Origin of the sequence: Moraxella caprae DSM 19149, from assembly GCF_000426885.1 — a bacterium.
GTDB classification, from domain to species: Bacteria; Pseudomonadota; Gammaproteobacteria; order Pseudomonadales; family Moraxellaceae; genus Moraxella; species Moraxella caprae.
Genome location: NZ_AUGF01000023.1, coordinates 18688 through 31272, shown reverse-complemented (window position 1 = coordinate 31272; position 12585 = coordinate 18688). Strand labels below are relative to the sequence as shown.

The window sequence follows — 12585 nt, the reverse complement described above, 5'->3', positions numbered from 1 at the left end:
CCTTGAAAAACGTGCGATTTTTCTCATTTTTCATTACAAATATAAAAGTTCAACACGCCCTAAGCAAACTAAATTATACACAAATTTTATCATTTTTAAATTGGTTTTTGCTTTTTCCATGTTTTTTCCATAAAAAATTCATGGATTTGGGCTGGGTGCATTAACCAACTGCAAAATGCCACCCCAAACAACCCACATAAAACGCCCCCAAACCTAAATTTGAGGGCGTAAGATAAAACACAAGTAAAGTCAAACTTAAATAATTGTCGTACCACCCTCTGTGGTGAGGGTCTTAAACTCCTCCATTAGTGCTAAAGACACATCGAGTGCTTTGTTAAAGCCGTCAATGTCTTTATGGGTGGCGGTTTTACTTGACTTGAACAGATCAAGTAGCTTTGTGGCACTAATGCTACCGCCGTCAGCAAAGCTGATATTGATGTCAGCATTGTCGCCTCCTGTAAAGAAGTCTTTGATGGTCAGCTTATCAGTGCTTCCAGATACTTTTAGAATAAGGTTATTATTCATCTTGGTAAGACCCCTGCCAACTTGGTTAAAGCTTATGCCATCAAAGTAGATGTTGTCATAGCCACCGCCTGTATTAACGATGGTGTCTTTGCCAAAGCCTTTGGTAAAGTAGTATAGGTCATTACCAGTACCACCCATTAAGGTGTCGTTGCCTGTGCCACCGATGAGAATGTCATGTCCTGCTTTGCCATCTAAGGTGTCTGCCCCTGCTAAGCCCTGTAATTGGTCATTGCCATCGGCACCAGTTAGTTTGTCCGCTTTATTGGTGCCAACAAAGTTGTTTTGTGGGCTGACTGTGGGCGTGGTGAGTGTTGTGGTGTCGTTTGTTGTTGGGGCAGGTGTATCGGTTGGTACGGTTTTACCAAACAACCCATAAATTTGCTTGTAATCAATCTGACCACCTGTCTCAAACTTGATGGTTTCAATGATACTGCTTTGGTCTGCAAAGAAATTTTTTAGGGTAATTTGGTTGGCGGTACTGCCATTCACCCGTAAAATAAGGTCATTGCCTGATTGCATTAGCCCTGAACCCACTTGGTTAAAGGTAATGCCATTACCAAAGACAAGAGTGTCTTTTCCTCCTGTGTCAGTAAGCGTGTCTTTACCGCCTGTATAGACAAAGGTGGTGTCCTTGCCATCGCCTTTTAGGGTGTCGTTGCCTTTGGTGTCTTTGACAAGATTGCCTGTTTGTGGCGTGGTGGGCGTGGCTGGGTTTGTTGGTTTGGGGGTGGTTGTGATATCCGTTGATGGTGCATTCACAACGCTTAGATTGACATACGTCCCTGCACTGTGATTAAAGCTGTCTTCACCCCATAAGATGAATTGAAGGTTGCCTGCCGTTCCTTTGGGTGGTGTGCCTGTCAAGGTGAGCGTGCTGGGGTCAAAGGAGAGCCAGTCAGGTAGTGGCTCGTAGCGTCCATCAGCTCCCGTGCTGGCAAGTGTGAGACGATAAGACAGCTCGCTGTCATAAGCATCCGCATCTTTATGGTGTCTTTATCAAAGGTGATGGATAGGGCTTTGCCAATCTCACCTTTGATGGGTCTTGGGTGTTTGTTCACCCAAGGGGCGTGGTTATTGGTTTGGGCAAATATTTTTGCCTCAAATCCGCTTTGAGATAGCGTGGTGGTATTACCGCCTTTTGTAAAGGTGATTTCATCCATGCGATTGTCAAAGCCGTCTACCTGTTCTGCAAAGTAATCTATGAGCGTGATTTGGTCGTTTGTGCCCTTAAAGCGAATTTGGAGCATGTTATGATTGCTTGCTGTGTTGGTTACACGCACAAACATCGCCTCTGACAAATCATAGCCATCAATCGCCAAAGTGTCTTTGCTCTCTAAGCTGTCAGTGCTTAGGATGGTGTCACGCCCACCGCCTTTTTGATAGATGATGGTGTCATTACCTGATAGGGCATTAACAAAGTTGTTGATGCCCGCCGCGAAAAATCTCGCCCGTTTTTGCAATAAATCGCTTTTTGATTTCCTTTCACTGGGTGTAAGATATTTTCATTTTGACCAATTCCCATAAAAAATACCCCAAACTTTTACAGCTTGGGGTATTTATTTTTGGGTTTGGATTATCTTAAAAACTCCACAATCTTGGTAAGTTCACCTTCAATGTGCCTGATGATGAGTCTCTCAGCTTGGTTGCACTCTTCAAAGTTTAAGCTGATGTTGTTTTCCGCCAGCTTTTCTTTAATAAGTTTGACATAAATATCAATCATTGTAGTGTCAGTGTCAGTGTCAGTGTCTGTCTTGTTTGTTAGAGCATATTTGTCTAGGTAAGCACCAAGCTCATCAATGCTATCAATTTCAATCTCATCAATCAGCTCGCCACACTCTTCATTATCCCAAACACTCATTACAATCTCTTTGTCATCGCTTAGAGCGATTAGGGTAAAATGGTCATCAGAGCCACGAAACCATAAAGCATTGCCATCGTCTAGTTCTGACCCAAAATCCACCACGCCATACTCTTGGACAAAATTTGAAACCGTTTGAACATCTAACATAATTTTCACCTGTTTGCTTGTTAATTTATAAGGCACATACTGCCGTACTAATCAGGCATAGTCCAGTCTTTTTTGCAATTAAATTGCAAATTTAAGCCCTAGAATTTTGCCAAAATGTTATCTTCATAACTGACTTTTGCATTGATGGATGAATTGACCTTGATATGGGTAAAATCACCAACCCTTTGCCAAGTGTTAGGCTCATACCGCTGTACATAAGCCATATAATCCATCAACTCGCTTTTGGTGGAGCTAAAAAAGATAAAAGGTGGACGCACAAACTGCATAAGCCTTAAAAACTTTGTCATACCAAAATAGCCGTGCTTGGCATAAGCCCCTTGTGCGGTGCATAGATAAGGTGGGTCAAGCAGAAGCAAGCAATTTGGGGTGTCTTGGTATTTTTGTAGTAGCTTTTCAAAATCTAGGCATTCAAGGATAAGCCCGTCAAGATAGCCATCTGCATTTGGATAATCAGTTTTGACAATGCGATTATAAAAGGTGGACTCTGCCAAAAACTCATCAAGACTGCCAACTTGTCGTCCGCTAAACAGTAGCCAACCTGCCAGCGTTTGCACATCAACAAAAGTCCCGTTGTCGGCACTTTTACGAAGGTGGCCTAAGACTTTGGCTTTGGCAGTGCTTGATAATTTCACGCTTCTTGGCTCGCCTTTTAAGATTTCAAACAGCTCTTGGCGTAAGCGATTAGTGGTGGGAATATGAGCCAAACGCTCGACATAGCCGTCAAAGTCATTATAAATGACGGTGGCTTTGGGCAAGATACGCTTGGCATTATGAGCAAGCAGTCCAGAACCACCAAAGACATCAAGCACTGTAAAGCCTTCGCCGTCATTTGGGATATTGTCTTTTAAGATTTTTTCAAAGTGCCTTAAAAACATTCGCTTTTGCCCTGTGAATGGCAAGGGAGCGGTTTTGTGGTGTTTGGTGGAAAGTGAATTGAGTGTCATAAACTTATCCTTTTAAAGTTAAAGGCGTTCAGGACACTCAAAAAATTAGGGATTTAGATTATTTGTAAATTAATATCAGCCATCATTTGTGCGACGCCCTTTGTCAATATCAGGCTTTACTTGGGATTGCTGGGTGTTAATTTGATTTAAAGTTTTGCAACGAGGGCATTTAATGGCAAAATTGCCTGTGCCAACGGCTAAAAGTTTATCGCATTTTGTGCAACGCTGTTTCATTTTTTGCGTAATCCTATGGATTTTGTGGTAAAATAACGCCGCTTAGCTAAGCAGGCGGTTCTTTGGGCTTACGCACTCAACCTGCGTGGCTGGTATGGCAATGTTCCAGCATTGTCATACCGACCGTCTTTTTCTTTCATAATTAGCAATTATGTCATCATTTTGCGTTCTCCTGTAAACCTTGTAAATATACGGTCTTTTTACCACGCTTGACTGCTGTCAAAACTTGGTTTCTTTGACCTTTCCCATCTTTTTTGAAGCCAATATGTACCCATGCACCGTCACCACGATTTGGGTATTCTAAAATCAACTGGTCAAAAGCAATCAAGCCTTTATCTCGCATTTCAACAATTTCTTTGGCAAAGGTGGACGATGTAAAACCTGTGGCGTCACAGTCGGCAGCAAGTCCTAATTTGTGAGCCGAATTTTTTGAGCCATTAACAAGTGTATTGACTCTCTCATTTCTAAACCCTGATGAGACCATAATGCCAATGGGTCGTTTGTGCTTGTCATTAAGATAAGCACGCACTTTTTCTAACTGCTCTGCGGTATAGATAAGGTTGGCAAGTTCAGTAGGATTTGGCGTGTTATCAATGCCGTGGCGAATGGCTGTATTACTTCTAGTCATCTCACGATAGCTAAAATTGGGCGTAAGTTTGGTTGGGTATGTGCTTGGTTTTGACATAAATATCTCCTAAAAAAACCAAAAATTAGTTATCCAAAATGGATAAATGGCGAACAATCTCAGCAAGCTGATTGGGGCTAAACCGAAAGCCTTGGTTTGAGCCAAAAATTGCGTTATAGCACCACTCAGAACAAAAGAATTTATCTGCGTTTTGTGGTAGTCCTGCCACACAGCCCAACGCTCCCAAAAGGTCATAATCCGAGCCGTGATTTTGTCGGTAATAACGGGTAATTTGTTCGGGCGAAATGCCATCAAGGGCGATTAAGTCCCATTTGTCAGGATTTAAGGGCATTATTTTGGTGCGGACACCACCTTCACGCACGCTTGATGAATAGCATTGGTAACGACCGTCAGGCAAGGCAATGGCAATCTCGGTGTGACTGTATTTGCCACGAGTAAAAAAGCGAGTGATGCCATCGCATAGGCGGTGAGTGAGCTTATCGCCACGCCCACGGTAACAAGCAAGATAAACTTTATTCATTGGTTGCTCCTTGTTCATAAATGGCACTCCAACCCTTTGAATAATCGTATTCTAAGGGATTTTGTGCCTGCAACATTGCCAAACGGTGCTTTTCGGCATTGGCAAAGTCAGCTTGTTCAGCCTGTAAAATCGTCATCGCAAGCTCAGTAATGAGTGGCTTGGTTAATTTGACAAAGCTGTTATCCATCGTTTTCCACATAAGCTCTGACGGTAGCTCGGGCAAAATCTGCAAAGCCAAGTACTGCGTACGAGAGCTATCGTCCGTATGAAACCACTTTTTGACCGATTTGACATAAACCCCGCCACGAGTGATGGTGTGGCGTTTTTGTTTGATGGCTTTCCAAATGCTGTCTTGTTGCTGTTTTTTGATGATTTTTTCATCAACCACTTCATCACGATAGACGAATTCCCCATTTTCAAAAGTGGTTAGATGGTTGGCTTTGGTTTGATGAATTTGATATTCTTTATCACTCATGGATATGAGGGTGTCTTTATCCACATCATACAGATGGATAAAATGCTCATCAATGAGTTCAAATTTACCATTTTCTAAGGGATTGATTAAATAAGGCATTAGTAACCCTCCACAACAATGGTAAAAGTAATAATCTCATCAGAAGTTCCATCCCAACGGCGAAAGGCAAAGTATGCCTTATCCTTGATGTTGGATTGATGATTTAAAATGGCGTCCCAATCATAAATCCACTCTAAGGCTTCACCATAACTATAATGATTACCAGCTGTTCCTAAGTAAATATGTGCTTCTTGCACCTTATTAGGCATTGGCGTCCATAAGGGTAGTTCTAGGTGTGGACTGTCTGCGGCAGCGAAGGTCTGAACGCCTAATTTCTCACGATAAAAAGCTGACAGACCGTGTTTATGAAAATAAACCACAGGACACACAAAAGTAAAATACTGCACCATACGCCCATTAGGTAACACCTCTACTGAGCCTGTAATGGGTACTTTTTGGCTTTTAAAGCTGTTATGACTTGGGGTGAGCGTGCCTGTATATTCTCGTCTGTCTATGCCTTTTAAGGCAGTTGCCAAACTCACATTCCTACTCCCATCAAAATTGACACTTCCTGTGACCGCTCCTGTTAAGGCGATTTTGCGGGCGGTTTGGAGCTTAGTGGCGGTAGGCGAGTTACTATCACGAGCAACAATGAGTTTACCTGCCGTATCACTTGATACCGTAATACCGTTCGTGCCTGTGATTTGCGTGCTTGAACCGACCGAGTTTGCCGTACCGACACCGCTTGCCACGATGTTTAAGAATGTGTTGCTGTTTGTCGTGGCGGTATTTGCTGTACCTGTAGCGCTGGTGGCGGTGACAAGCCCGTGTGTTTGGGTCAGTCCTGCGGTAACTCGTCCTTTTGCGTCCACGGTTACAGAGTTGTATGAGCCTGCTCGTACGCCAGAGCTGGCAAGGGTCAGGGCGATATTGGCATTATTTGAGCCGTCAAAATTAGCTTGCCCTGTACCATCTCCTGTGATGGATAGAGTTCGAGCAGTTTGTAGCTTGGTTGCCGTGGGTGAGTTGCTATCACGAGTAACAATCAATTTACCAGCAGTATCTGATGATACGCTGATGCCGTTTGTGCCTGTGATTTGCGTGCTTGAACCGACCGATGCCGTGCTGCCCACGCCACTTGCCACAATGTTTAGGAATGTGTTGGTGTTTGTCGTGGCGGTGTTTGCTGTACCTGTAGCGCTGGTGGCGGTGACAAGCCCGTGTGTTTGGGTCAGTCCTGCGGTAACTCGTCCTTTTGCGTCCACGGTTACAGAGTTGTATGAGCCTGCTCGTACGCCAGAGCTGGCAAGGGTCAGGGCGATATTGGCATTGGCTGACCCATCAAAATTGGCTTGCCCTGTACCATCTCCTGTGATGGCAAGGGTGCGGGCGGTGGCAAGTTTGGTGGCGGTTGCCACATTGCTATTGACAGTGGCGACTGCTGCTCCAAGCCAAGTCAGATAATTAGACCCTACCGCCAAGCCGTCATTTTTGTTGGCACTAAGTCCCTTTCCGCTGGTAATCACCACCGCCTCATTACCAGAGTTGTCCGTGTTGGCGTTGATATACAAATTAGAATAGCCTTGTATTCGCCCATAGCTGATTGCAAAAGCGGTATTGGCGGGCATTGAAGTTACCGAAGTGGGCATTGAAATCGCCCCAGTTAGCACGCCACCTGCCTTGTCCAGCTTGGTTTCGTTCAAAATCTTTCCCTGATTGGCGGATAGGCTGGCGGTGGTGCTGGCACTTGTGAGATTGTTAATGGTTTCGCCAATTTTGTACCAAGCCGACCAACTGTTGCTGTTATTGATATAGCGAGTGTACAAAGCGTTTTCGTTATAAGGAAAATAAAGTTGTTGCCCCTGCCAAACTGACGGTAAAACAAACAAAATCCCAGAACGAGCCGCTGGATAATTGCGTTCTGTGGTAGCGTTGTTGTTATTTTCTTGATACCAAATGCCCGTATGAGCGGCGGCGGTTAGGGTGTTTAAGTCAGTTGTGCCAAGCTGTCCACGCAAAGTTGCGGTACGATTATCCAATGCTGAAATTTTTTCATCAAGCACCTTGCCTTGCAAGGCAGTCAAAGCCTTTGCCGTAGAAGTGTCTGTCAAACTATTGGCAAGCACCTGCCTGACAATGAGCTTGCCAGCCGTGTCTGATGAGACGGTAATACCATTCGTGCCTGTAATTTGGGTGGATGAGCCAACAGATGCAGTTCGACCCACGCCACTTGCCACAATGTTCAAAAAGGTATTGCTGTTGCCTGTGGCGACATTCGCTGTCCCTTGTGCGGTAGTGGCGGTTACAAGTCCGTGCGTTTGGGCTAAGCCTGCCGTTACCCGTCCTTTTGCGTCCACGGTTACTGAGTTATAAGAGCCTGCGGTTACGCCAGAGTTTGCCAAAGTCATCGCACCTGTGGCATTTTGTGAGCCGTTAAAATTCACACTCCACGAGCCGTCTCCTGTCATTGCGATGTTACGGGCAGTGGCAAGTTTGCTTGCTGATACCGCATTTTCGGTTTTGCCAAGTTTGCCACTATTGACCACCCCAATCTGCCTTGCCAACTCATTTTTTAGCCACAGAGTACGGTTGGCAAGCTGTCTTGGTGCTCTGTTATCAATGCCGTTTTCCCCGCCCATCACGGGGTCGGAAGTTTCAAGCTGATAAATACCAGCTTCCCAAGTTGAGGTCTCTCTAAGATTTGCCATAATCTTTTCCTTACAAATTAAAGTCGTTTAAGCTGTGCCACGAGTATATCTGCCATCTCGGATGATTTTGCCATTATGCCGAATGCTTGCCTGTGTAAAATCAAGAGCGGACAAGATACAGCGAGCAGGAGCAAAGGCGGACAAAGTCTTTCTAAGCAGGTTCGCCTGTTCAAGGGTAATAGGTTCGTGAATGATAATGCGGTAATACGCCCAGCGGTCAGAATGCCCATAGTTATAGACACCATCTCGCCTTGTGATTTCGCCATTATGTCGTTTGCCACCAAAGCCCTCTTCAAGCGTGGCATTGCCAAAGCCAAGTCGTCTGACAATCTCCTTGACTGCCCACGGCGTGCCTTTATAACGGTGCAGGTCATACGCCCCTTTGATGAGATTTCGCCTTGCTTCATCGCTCTCGGCAAGCCAATAGCCATCTACCCCCACCACGCTCATACTGTCTGCCAAAATCGGCAAATGTGAGCTGTCCACAAGGTCAATCAGACGAATTAAGAGCTTATCTATCGGCAACTCATCAAGGGCAAGCCCCAAATCCGCCAAAGCGGTAAAGGTTTGCTCTTTGGCGATGACATCGGCATAGATGAGCGAATTGTCAGTTAAGGTATCAGCCATCGGTTTGCCCCACAATGCGGATATTGATGTGATTGCAAATAGCAACCATGTCAGGGGCAATGGCTGTCAAGGTAGGGCTAATCAGCTTAACATCATAAACGCCCGCCACTTGCAAAGTTTTGGCGATGTTTAGGGGAACGACATCTTGCCCCAATTTGCTTTCTACTTCCTGCTTATAGGCATTAAAAGCACTTTTGGCATTTGCTAAGACTTCATCAACATTTGCCCCTGTAAAGGCGGTCAGCTCAGCATTTAGGGTAAAATTAACCACTTTGGCACTATTGACCGTTACTGTATCGCACAGGGGGCGTACTTTTTCATCATTTAGGGCTTTGGCGACCTCACGAATTAAGTTATCCGAGATGGGCATAGATTTGCCCAGCAAATGCACCGCCACCGTGCCACCAATCGGCTCTCCTTGGCGGTCTTTGGCATTGCCCACATAGACATCAATAATCTCTTGGCTAACAGAGCGAGCAAAGTAGGCGTACGCCCCCTTTGAGCCTGCATTACTAAACCGCTCAAAAGCAAGCATAATCCGTTCACGATAGCTGTCGTCATTTTCCATATCCGCCCCATTTTGGCTAATGGTGGTATTTTTGGCGGACACTGTGATGGTGGGGTGTGGGCGAGTTGCCAGCGTGCTGATTTGCCCCACCGCATAGCCATTGCCCAGCGTACCTGTTTGGGTGCAGATAGCATTGAGACGGATACTTGGGCGGTTTTGAGTCAGCTGTCCGCTCTCTGTGGTAGCAAAAGCAACATTGCCCGCCAAAACTTGTGTACCTTTGCCAATTTGAATGGTTAAATTGCCAATCTCATCAGGCTTTACACTAAATTCTAAGACGGTATCCGCAGGCTGTGCAGACAGGCGATGCGTACCAAAATCCGCCCCAGCGACATCAAGCATTAGCCCTGTTGCGTAAGGAATGTGCTGTTGGCGATAGGCTTCGTTAAGCTGTTTTCTAAGCAACAGTTCACGATAGGCAAAGGTGTTGATGAGCAGGCGTTCAATATGAGCAGGTTGTAGTACTTTGCCTGCTCGGTTTTCGTAGTCTTTGATTGTCTGGCTTAAAATTGTGCCAATGTCATCGTCCACGATTTTAAGATTTTCTCGTTTTGGTAATGCCACGCCTTGCCCCTATGCTCTTATGTTTTAAAGTATAAATTCGCTTTTATAAATCTCGCCTTTGACACTGTCCGCCACTTGCCAATCAATCATCATCGTCAAATGCGATGCTTGCCCCATAAAATAAATGTCTTTGATGACCGCTCGCTTTTCCCAAGTTTGGATTGCCAAATGAATTTCACGCACCACATTGGGGATTAAAATGTCAGTCGGTGCGTCCAAATAGTCCAAATGAGCCGAGCCAAAGGTTGGGCGAAGGACATCAGAGCCTTTTTTTGTGGTCAAAATAATCTCAATACAGCGATGAATGTCGTCAATGTCAGTCATTGCCGTGCTGTCGTGTGCGAGTTGCCAATGGCGGTGGTTGGTGGTTGTCATTTTGACCTACAAAAAAATACACCCAAAGTGATTTAGGTGTATTGTAGGGGTTTTGGGTAGTTGGGTCTTTTAAAGAGTTTTAAGAAAAATCTAAGGCGTACCTGTTCGGCTATTGCCACCAGCGACACCGCTGTGCGTATATTTTTTAAGGCTTGTGCCACTTGCGACTACATCATTGCCCGCTCTAACTGTGCCTGCAACATTCATATCGCCTGTGCATTCAGTAACAGGCGTATCTAGTTTTACTTGGTTGGCGGATTTTATTAACACATCGCCACTTGTTTCTATGACGATTTGTCCGTTTTGGCGATTATGACTGATGGTTGTGCCGTTTGTGAATTTTTTAATCCACAGCTCACCATTATCGGTTGGTGTGGTATCTTTGTCGTTATAAATCACACCTAAGACCACACCGCCATCGCCACTCGCATTCATCAAGCACACAGCGGTTGCCCCCACATCGGGCAAGGCGTAGAATTGATTGTCACCTGCTCCCATTGTGGTGACAGGGAGCCAGTCGCTTGTCATGCCGTCCAAAGCATTGAAAGTTACTTTTACTTTGTGTGTCTTTGGGTTAATTTCACTGACTTCGCCAAATTGGAGCGTGGCGGATAGGTTGTTATGGGCGTAATTCATTGGTATTTTCCTGCGTTTCGTTATCTTTTGGGTCAATGTATTCAAGCATTTTAATCTCAATCGTGGTTAAAAATCCTTGATTGCTTAGGGTGCGGCGAGCTTGTTTCACCAAATATTTGCCACTAAATTTACCAAAATCATTCACAAGCAAAGTCTGACCCGCCACCAGCATAGCATTGCCGACAAGCTCAATTTCCCCTGCTATTTGTTCATCAGCTTGGTTTTGGGCGTGGGCATTTGCCATTGCTTGTGCTTCGCCGTCTGTGGCATTGTTGGGGGCGGTGATTTTTAGGGTGTCGGTGGTGGTAGGTTTTGCCCCTTTTCTTTTGGGTTTGGGCTTGGCGGTTTTGGTAATGGTTTCTTTCTTTTGAGTGTTGTAGGTGGAAACCTGTACTTCACTTGGTGTGTCTTTGATGACATCACGAAAACGCACATCAATGACCGATGTTTTGTCCAGTACCGCCACCGCTTCATTTTCGCCAAGTTTCTCATTGTCATAAAAAACCAAAGTCTTATCCACAATCTTAAAGCTATGCCCATAAGTTTTGCCAAGGCGGGTCAAAAACTCCACATCTCGCTCTTGATACTGGGTTACGGTGGTGATTTTAATCTCACGAATTTGCCCTGTTAGAGACAGATTTAGGCGTTTTGCCACCGTGCGGACAATGTCGGCAAGCGTGGTGTCTTTATAGACTTTGCTATTAGGCAAAACGGACGACATCGTCCGTTTTAAGAAAAATAACATCAACAAAAGGTATTAAAAAATGAGTGAAGCCACAAGCGTAGAAGTCATCACCGCTGATGTCATCAACCAACAAGCCCTGCACAGTATGCAGGTGATGGAGCAATGGGGCAATGGCGAGGTGTATAACGAAGCCACTTGGATTGAACGAGGTCGTCAAGCGGTTGTCAAAACCTTAGAGGGTATGTTTGAGCTTGGCAAGGCGTTAATTGTCCTAAAAGAACATACCGAACACGGTCGTTTTATGGAGATTGCTGAACAGGAGCTTGGCGTAAAAGAGCGTGAAGCAAGAAGACTGATGTCAGCAACCAAACGCTTTGCCACCCCACAAATGCAAAAAGCCCAGCCCAAACTTATCACACTTGGCAAATCTAAGCTGTTGGAGCTTTTGGTGGAAGATGATGACACCCTAGTGGAGCTTGCTGAAGGTGGCGATATTAACGGCAATACGCTGGACGATGTGGATAGAATGACCATCAAGGAGCTACGCCTAGCCCTCCGTGAAGCTCGTGAGGACAGCAAAGCCAAAGACAAGGTGATGAGCGAGAAAAATGCCAAGATTGATGAGCTTGCCGAAAAACTCGCCAAAAATAAAAACAAACAGCCCAAACCTGCGGATGTCGCTCGTGAATTATCGGCACAACTGGCAAGTACAGAAGTTTCCGCTCGCTCCGAGATTAGTAAGTTAAAAGACATCTTTGATGGGTTTATGGCTCACAAAGAAGCACACGGAAGCGACCATACCGCCTTGATGGTGGGGGCTATCAATCAGCTCATCCTAGACTGTGAAATCCTGCGTGGGCAATACCTGCTACCAACGGACACACCAACCGATGAAGTACCAAGCTGGCTAACCGATGAGACGAGTGAAACAGATGTCCATGAGCGGGGTATGCCATTGCCTTTTGATGAAGATGATGGGTGATTGGCAAAGATAACAATAAGGGTCAAAA

At 45.2% G+C, this 12585-nt stretch carries 15 protein-coding genes; 1 reads left to right on the top strand and 14 read right to left on the bottom strand.

Going from position 1 to position 12585, the window contains the following annotated elements; all coding sequences use genetic code 11:
• Positions 1-255: 255 nt before the first annotated feature.
• The 14 genes from K941_RS16405 to K941_RS15135 form a co-directional block, all read right to left on the bottom strand.
• Positions 256-1389, bottom strand: coding sequence for a calcium-binding protein (locus tag K941_RS16405; protein ID WP_029103150.1), 1134 nt, complete (start codon positions 1387-1389; stop codon positions 256-258).
• Positions 1386-1985 (bottom strand): hypothetical protein, encoded by a 600-nt coding sequence (locus K941_RS0107600; RefSeq protein ID WP_029103149.1) that lies wholly within the window; start codon positions 1983-1985, stop codon positions 1386-1388. Before K941_RS0107600 ends, K941_RS16405 begins: the two co-directional genes overlap by 4 nt.
• A gap of 113 nt (positions 1986-2098) precedes the next feature.
• Positions 2099-2533 carry a hypothetical protein gene (locus K941_RS0107595; RefSeq protein WP_029103148.1) on the bottom strand — a complete coding sequence of 145 codons (435 nt, stop codon included), beginning with the start codon at positions 2531-2533 and terminating at the stop codon, positions 2099-2101.
• A gap of 98 nt (positions 2534-2631) precedes the next feature.
• Positions 2632-3498: a DNA adenine methylase gene (locus tag K941_RS0107590; RefSeq protein WP_029103147.1), complete on the bottom strand. Its 867-nt coding sequence runs from the start codon at positions 3496-3498 to the stop codon at positions 2632-2634.
• A gap of 75 nt (positions 3499-3573) precedes the next feature.
• Positions 3574-3732 (bottom strand): Com family DNA-binding transcriptional regulator, encoded by a 159-nt coding sequence (locus K941_RS18100; protein ID WP_080949100.1) that lies wholly within the window; start codon positions 3730-3732, stop codon positions 3574-3576.
• Between the two features lie 157 nt (positions 3733-3889).
• Positions 3890-4417 (bottom strand): D-Ala-D-Ala carboxypeptidase family metallohydrolase, encoded by a 528-nt coding sequence (locus K941_RS0107580; protein WP_029103146.1) that lies wholly within the window; start codon positions 4415-4417, stop codon positions 3890-3892.
• 25 nt (positions 4418-4442) lie between these two features.
• Positions 4443-4898: a hypothetical protein gene (locus tag K941_RS0107575; RefSeq protein WP_029103145.1), complete on the bottom strand. Its 456-nt coding sequence runs from the start codon at positions 4896-4898 to the stop codon at positions 4443-4445.
• Positions 4891-5472, bottom strand: a complete 582-nt coding sequence (locus tag K941_RS0107570; RefSeq protein ID WP_029103144.1) for a DUF4376 domain-containing protein — start codon at positions 5470-5472, stop codon at positions 4891-4893. Before K941_RS0107570 ends, K941_RS0107575 begins: the two co-directional genes overlap by 8 nt.
• Entirely contained in the window at positions 5472-8120 is a 2649-nt protein-coding gene (locus tag K941_RS16400; RefSeq protein WP_029103143.1) for a pyocin knob domain-containing protein, read from the bottom strand. Before K941_RS16400 ends, K941_RS0107570 begins: the two co-directional genes overlap by 1 nt.
• Positions 8121-8147: 27 nt before the next feature.
• Complete coding sequence (locus K941_RS0107560) at positions 8148-8747, bottom strand: phage tail protein (RefSeq protein WP_029103142.1); 600 nt, start codon at positions 8745-8747, stop codon at positions 8148-8150.
• A complete protein-coding gene (locus K941_RS0107555; RefSeq protein ID WP_029103141.1) occupies positions 8740-9879 on the bottom strand; it encodes a baseplate assembly protein in 1140 nt (379 codons plus the stop codon). The genes K941_RS0107560 and K941_RS0107555 overlap by 8 nt, the downstream gene beginning before the upstream one ends.
• 24 nt (positions 9880-9903) lie before the next feature.
• Positions 9904-10254: a GPW/gp25 family protein gene (locus K941_RS0107550; RefSeq protein WP_029103140.1), complete on the bottom strand. Its 351-nt coding sequence runs from the start codon at positions 10252-10254 to the stop codon at positions 9904-9906.
• A gap of 90 nt (positions 10255-10344) precedes the next feature.
• Entirely contained in the window at positions 10345-10890 is a 546-nt protein-coding gene (locus K941_RS15140; RefSeq protein WP_036387836.1) for a phage baseplate assembly protein V, read from the bottom strand.
• The gene (locus K941_RS15135) at positions 10874-11635 is read right to left on the bottom strand and encodes a phage late control D family protein (protein WP_084137706.1); all 762 of its coding nucleotides are present in this window, start codon (positions 11633-11635) and stop codon (positions 10874-10876) included. Before K941_RS15135 ends, K941_RS15140 begins: the two co-directional genes overlap by 17 nt.
• A gap of 19 nt (positions 11636-11654) precedes the next feature.
• On the opposite strand from K941_RS15135, the gene K941_RS0107535 reads away from it, so the two are divergent.
• Positions 11655-12557, top strand: a complete 903-nt coding sequence (locus K941_RS0107535; RefSeq protein ID WP_051225948.1) for a hypothetical protein — start codon at positions 11655-11657, stop codon at positions 12555-12557.
• Positions 12558-12585 lie beyond the last annotated feature (28 nt).

What these genes read in the sequence shown, in the direction of transcription:
- K941_RS16400 (WP_029103143.1), bottom strand. Translation starts at nt 8,120, where the DNA reads ATGGCAAATCTTAGAGAGACCTCAACTTGGGAAGCTGGTATTTATCAG.
- K941_RS0107595 (WP_029103148.1), bottom strand. Translation starts at nt 2,533, where the DNA reads ATGTTAGATGTTCAAACGGTTTCAAATTTTGTCCAAGAGTATGGCGTG.
- K941_RS0107570 (WP_029103144.1), bottom strand. Translation starts at nt 5,472, where the DNA reads ATGCCTTATTTAATCAATCCCTTAGAAAATGGTAAATTTGAACTCATT.
- K941_RS0107590 (WP_029103147.1), bottom strand. Translation starts at nt 3,498, where the DNA reads ATGACACTCAATTCACTTTCCACCAAACACCACAAAACCGCTCCCTTG.
- K941_RS15140 (WP_036387836.1), bottom strand. Translation starts at nt 10,890, where the DNA reads ATGAATTACGCCCATAACAACCTATCCGCCACGCTCCAATTTGGCGAA.
- K941_RS0107575 (WP_029103145.1), bottom strand. Translation starts at nt 4,898, where the DNA reads ATGAATAAAGTTTATCTTGCTTGTTACCGTGGGCGTGGCGATAAGCTC.
- K941_RS15135 (WP_084137706.1), bottom strand. Translation starts at nt 11,635, where the DNA reads ATGTTATTTTTCTTAAAACGGACGATGTCGTCCGTTTTGCCTAATAGC.
- K941_RS0107580 (WP_029103146.1), bottom strand. Translation starts at nt 4,417, where the DNA reads ATGTCAAAACCAAGCACATACCCAACCAAACTTACGCCCAATTTTAGC.
- K941_RS18100 (WP_080949100.1), bottom strand. Translation starts at nt 3,732, where the DNA reads ATGAAACAGCGTTGCACAAAATGCGATAAACTTTTAGCCGTTGGCACA.
- K941_RS0107560 (WP_029103142.1), bottom strand. Translation starts at nt 8,747, where the DNA reads ATGGCTGATACCTTAACTGACAATTCGCTCATCTATGCCGATGTCATC.
- K941_RS0107550 (WP_029103140.1), bottom strand. Translation starts at nt 10,254, where the DNA reads ATGACAACCACCAACCACCGCCATTGGCAACTCGCACACGACAGCACG.
- K941_RS0107535 (WP_051225948.1), top strand. Translation starts at nt 11,655, where the DNA reads ATGAGTGAAGCCACAAGCGTAGAAGTCATCACCGCTGATGTCATCAAC.